Genomic DNA, 4,963 nt, shown 5'->3' on the forward strand with positions numbered 1-4,963 from the left:
GTGCTATGGCTGACACAGGCGTGACAAGCGGGCGGTTTGATGAATGCAGGGTAGGTCAAAGCATGTTAGACTCACTTGAAAGTCACTAAGGAGGAATTCTGTGAAACGACTGAAACTGATAGTCTCCCTGTGGGCTACGCTCGCGCTCTTCGGCGGCGCGACGGCGCAAACGAACGTCGAACTCTGGCACGGTCTCGGCGAGCCCTTGGGCGGCATGCTCGAGAGTATCGTCGCGGCCTTCAACGCCTCGCAAGACGACTACGTCGTCACCCCCGCCTACCGAGGCACCTACACTGAAACGCTGGTCGCCGCCATCGCCGCCTCCCGTGCCGGCAACGCTCCCCACATCGTGCAGATGTTCGAGGTGGGCACGGCGACCATGATGGCTGCCGGCGACGCCATCGTGCCTGTTCACCAGCTCATGGAAGACACCAGCGTGGAGTTCGACCCCGACATCTACATCCCGGCCATCCGCGGCTACTACAGTCTGCCCGACGGGAGCATGATGTCGATGCCTTTCAACTCCTCGACCGCCGTCATGTGGTACAACAAGGACGCCTTCCGCGAGGCCGGCCTCGACCCCGAGGACCCGCCCGAGACCTGGGACGAGCTGCGCGAGGCCGCCAGGCAAATTGTCGACAGCGGCACCTCGACCTGCGGTTTCACCACCTCCTGGCCGACCTGGACCCAGATCGAGCAGTTCAGCGCCATCCACGACGTGCCCATCGGCACCCGCGCCAACGGCATGGAAGGGCTCGACACCGAGCTGATGTTCAACAGCGACCTGCACGTGCGCCACCTGCAAACCCTGCTCGACATGCAGGCCGAAGGGTCGTTCACCTACGGCGGGCGTGACAACAGCGCCGAACCGCTCTTTCCCTCGGGCGAGTGCGCCATCATCCATACCTCCTCGGCCTTTCGCGCCCGCGTCATGAACGAGGCGCAGTTCGACTGGGGAGTCAGCTTCCTCCCCTACTACGATGATGTGGAGGCCGCGCCCAACAACTCGATCATCGGCGGAGCCAGCTTTTGGGTGATGACGGCCCCCGGCCGCACCGACGAGGAGTATCGCGCCGTCGCCGAGTTCTTCCGCTACATCAGCCAGCCGGAAGTGATGAGGGCGTGGCACACCGAAAGCGGCTACCTGCCGATCATCTTCGGCGTGCATGAAGAGCTGGAAGAAGAAGGCTTCTACGAGGAGAATCCCGGCCTCAACATCCCCTACGAGCAGCTCACCCGCAGCGAGCCCACCGAGAACTCGCGGGGCCTCAGGTTCGGCAATATGGTGGAAATCCGCAACATCCACCAAGAGGAGATGGAGGCGGCGCTCCAGGGGCAACAGAGCGCCCAGCAGGCGCTCGACAACGCCGTAGAGCGCGGCAACACTGTGCTCAGGGCGTTCGAGCGCGCCAACCGCTAAACCCGCTTATAGACGTTTGACGCCAGGTGCTCGAGGTGCTCGAGGTGCTCGAGCACCTGGTTTAGCCTAAGGAGGCCAATGCGTCGGCGCGCCATCTACAGGAACAAAGTTCTTCCGTACCTCCTGCTCGCACCGCAGATCGTCGTCACCCTCATCTTCTTTTTCTGGCCCGCCGCTCAGGCGATCTACTACTCGGTCCTGATTCAAGATCCCTTCGGCCTGCGCACACAGTTCGTCTGGCTCGAGAACTTCCAGGTGATTCTCAGCGACCCGCGCTACTTAGAGTCGGTCCGCATCACCCTGATTTTTTCCGCCACGGTGACGTTCCTGGCGATGGCGCCCGCCCTGCTCTTCGCGGCGATGGCCGACCGGGTAATCCGCGGCAGTGGCGCTTACCGGACGCTGTTCATCTGGCCTTACGCCATCGCGCCCGCGGTCGCGGCGGTCCTCTGGCTCTTCATCTTTCATCCGAGCATCGGCCATCTCGGCCAGGGCTTGCGCGCCTTGGGTGTGCCCTGGGACTACCGCTTGAACGGTAACCAGGCCTTCATCCTGGTGATAGTGGTGTCCGCCTGGAAGCAGGTGAGCTACAACTTCATCTTCTTTCTGGCGGGCCTGCAGTCGGTTCCCAAGACCATCCTCGAGGCTGCCGCCATCGACGGGGCCGGCGGTGGGCGGCGCTTCGCGTCGATCGTCTTTCCGCTGTTGTCGCCGACGACCTTCTTTCTCTTGGTGGTCAACCTCATCTACTCGTTCTTCGACACCTTCGGGGTGATCCACGCGCTCACCCAGGGTGGGCCCGGCCGGGCCACCACCACCTTGATGTACAAGGTCTACCGCGACGGCGTCATCAACTTGGACCTGGGCGGAAGCTCGGCGCAATCGGTGATCCTGATGCTTGCCGTCATCCTCCTCACCGTCGTGCAGTTCCGTTACATCGAGCGCCAGGTGCACTACTGATGGCAGGTGTTTCATGGTAGGGTCCCGCAATAACTTTTTCCCGCACCTCGTCCTCATCGTCGGGGTCATCCTCTTTGCCTTTCCCATCTACCTGGCGGTGATCGGCTCGACCCACGACGTAGGCACCATCGCCCGCGGCCAGATGCCACTCGTGCCCGGACCGCACGCCGTGGAGAACTACGGGCAGGCCCTCGAGTCGGGCCAGGGCGCGCGGGTGCGCGGCACCCCGGCCATCACCATGATGCGCAACAGTCTGATCATGGCACTCGTCATCACCCTGGGCAAAATTTCCATCTCGCTCTTGTCGGCCTACGCCGTGGTCTTTTTCGAGTTTCCCGGCAGAATGTTCTTCTTCTGGATGATCTTCATCACCCTGATGCTGCCCGTCGAGGTGCGCATCATTCCCACCTACGCGGTGGTGGCCGACTTCGGCATGGTCGATACCTTTGCCGGCCTGACCATTCCGCTGATCGCCTCGGCGACCGCCACCTTGCTCTTCAGGCAGTTCTTCCTGACCATTCCCGACGAACTGGTCGACGCCGCGCAGATAGACGGCGCCGGGCCGATGCGCTTTTTCTGGAGCGTGCTCCTACCGCTGTCACGCACCAACGTCGCCGCGCTCTTCGTCATCTTGTTCATCTACGGCTGGAACCAGTACCTGTGGCCGCTGCTCATCACCACCTCCCGCGGCATGGAGACGATCGTCATCGGCATCGTCAAGATGATCGGCACCGGCGAGGCGCAGACCGACTGGCACATTATCATGGCCACCGCCGTCTTGGCACTGCTGCCGCCCGTCGTCATCGTCATCTTCATGCAGCGCTGGTTCGTGAAAGGCCTGGTCGATCCTGAAAAATAATCGGGCGCTCCTGCCGGCGCAAGTGGTATCGCAACCGGCTTCACAGTCCGCGGAGGCAAGGTCGCCGTAGCAACGCTCGCTGGCAAAGCAGTCCGCCTGGACCGTCGAGCAAGCCTCCGAAGCGGTCCTCGAGCCTGGCGGAAGCTAGTAGTCGCTCCGGCGCGGCCGCCGCCGGCCCCAGTGGCCGCGCCGGCTGAACACCTGGAAAGTGGCGGCGAAGCGCTCGATGACCAAGAGCTGGCGGTAACCGAAGAGCTCGAGCAGAATCGCGCCGAAGAGCGCCAGCCGGTCGCCCAGCCGAGGATAGCGGCCGAACAGCAGCGTCTCCACGCCGACCGCGAGCTGCGACAAGATCATGCCGCAAAAGACCGTCAGGAACAAGAAGATGAGCGCGAACTCAGGGAACATAAACCCAAGCAGCAGGCTCAGGATGATGAGCACGTAGCCGACGCCCTCGACCACCGGCGCCAGACCCTCGAAAAACCAGAAGTAGGGCAGGACCACCGTGCCCAGCCGGCCGTAGCGCCTGTTGAAGAGCATGTCGCGGTGCAGCCAGAGCGCCTCCCAGAGGCCGCGCTGCCAGCGGTTGCGCTGCCGGCGCAGGTTGCCGAGACCCCTCGGCGTGGCCGTCCAGCAGATGAGCTCGGGCACGAACAGCATCTTGTAGTCGAGCCCCTGGTCCAGAAAATGCTTGTGGAGACGCACCACCAGCTCCATGTCCTCGCCGACCGTACCTATGCGGTAGCCGCCCACCTTCATCACGGCGTCGCGGCTAAAGACGCCAAAGGCGCCCGAGATGATGAGCAGGTGGTTGCTTCCGCTCCAGCCGAGGCGGTCCATCAAGAGCGCGCGCGCGTACTCGACGACCTGAACGCGGGTCAGCCAGCTCCTGGGCAAGCGCGTCTCGCCGCCGCCCGCGGCCTGCACGGCGCGCTCGAGCGGACGGATGGTGCCGCCCGCGGCGATCAGCCTCTCGTCCTCGGCAAAGTGGCCGGACACCGTGAGCAGGGCGCCGGCGTCCAAGAGCGAGTCGGCGTCCACGGCGCAAAGAAGCGGATAGCGCGCCAGGTTGAGCCCGGCGTTCAAGGCGTCGGACTTGCCGCCGTAATCCTTGTCGACGACGATCAGCCGGGGATAGCGCGCGGAGCGGTAGACGGCCCGCACCGGCGCGGTCTCGATGCGCTTTTGGTAGATACCCGGCACCTCGTAGAGGTCGAAGCTGTCGGCGAGCCTGGGCAGCGTCAGGTCCACCGAGCCGTCGGAAACGACGATGATCTCGAAGTCGGGGTAGTCGAGGGCCAGATAGGAGTAGACCGAGGCGACGATGGCGTCCTCCTCGTCGCGGGCGGGCACGAGGATCGAAACGGGCCGGTAGCTGCCCTGCGCCAGGGCGTCGCGCAGCGCCAGGCTCGAGCGACCCTGCCGGTAGTCGCGGACCGTCTTGAGGCCCTTATAACCCAGGCCGGCATAGGCCAGGTTCAAGAGGGCGAAGTAGAGCAGGACCACGAAGCCGTAGCCGCCCACGATCATGCCCCAGACCCTCACGCGCGCCCCTCCAGGCGGCGCACGCGCGCCTCCTGAAGCTGGGCGTCCAAGAGCGCCTGCCGCGCCGCGTCGCGGCCGTAGCGGTCGGGGTGCTCTGCCTCGGCCTCGCTGAGGCGCGCCTCGCCCTCCTCGCCGAGCGCCAGCAGCGTCTGCGCCGCGGCCCGCCGCACCCACCAGGA

General features: G+C 64.5%; 5 protein-coding genes. 3 read left to right on the plus strand and 2 right to left on the minus strand.

Annotated features, from left to right (window positions below):
• Positions 1 to 100 precede the first annotated feature (100 nt).
• From ugpB to ugpE, 3 genes are all read left to right on the plus strand, one after another.
• Positions 101 to 1,420: a sn-glycerol-3-phosphate ABC transporter substrate-binding protein UgpB gene (gene ugpB / locus M3498_11320; GenBank protein ID MDQ3459874.1), complete on the plus strand. Its 1,320-nt coding sequence runs from the start codon at positions 101 to 103 to the stop codon at positions 1,418 to 1,420.
• Between the two features lie 78 nt (positions 1,421 to 1,498).
• The gene (gene ugpA / locus M3498_11325) at positions 1,499 to 2,380 is read left to right on the plus strand and encodes a sn-glycerol-3-phosphate ABC transporter permease UgpA (protein MDQ3459875.1); all 882 of its coding nucleotides are present in this window, start codon (positions 1,499 to 1,501) and stop codon (positions 2,378 to 2,380) included.
• 13 nt (positions 2,381 to 2,393) lie between these two features.
• Positions 2,394 to 3,239, plus strand: a complete 846-nt coding sequence (ugpE, locus tag M3498_11330) for a sn-glycerol-3-phosphate ABC transporter permease UgpE (protein ID MDQ3459876.1) — start codon at positions 2,394 to 2,396, stop codon at positions 3,237 to 3,239.
• A 144-nt stretch (positions 3,240 to 3,383) separates the two neighbouring features.
• Here the strand turns inward: ugpE and M3498_11335 are convergent, their stop codons facing one another.
• The gene (locus M3498_11335) at positions 3,384 to 4,784 is read right to left on the minus strand and encodes a glycosyltransferase family 2 protein (protein ID MDQ3459877.1); all 1,401 of its coding nucleotides are present in this window, start codon (positions 4,782 to 4,784) and stop codon (positions 3,384 to 3,386) included.
• Positions 4,781 to 4,963, minus strand: a 183-nt coding sequence (locus M3498_11340) for a hypothetical protein (protein MDQ3459878.1), incomplete at its 5' end; no start/stop codon positions are given. The genes M3498_11335 and M3498_11340, both read right to left, overlap by 4 nt.

It is taken from the genome of Deinococcota bacterium, from assembly GCA_030858465.1.
Classification (GTDB): Bacteria; Deinococcota; Deinococci; order Deinococcales; family Trueperaceae; genus JALZLY01.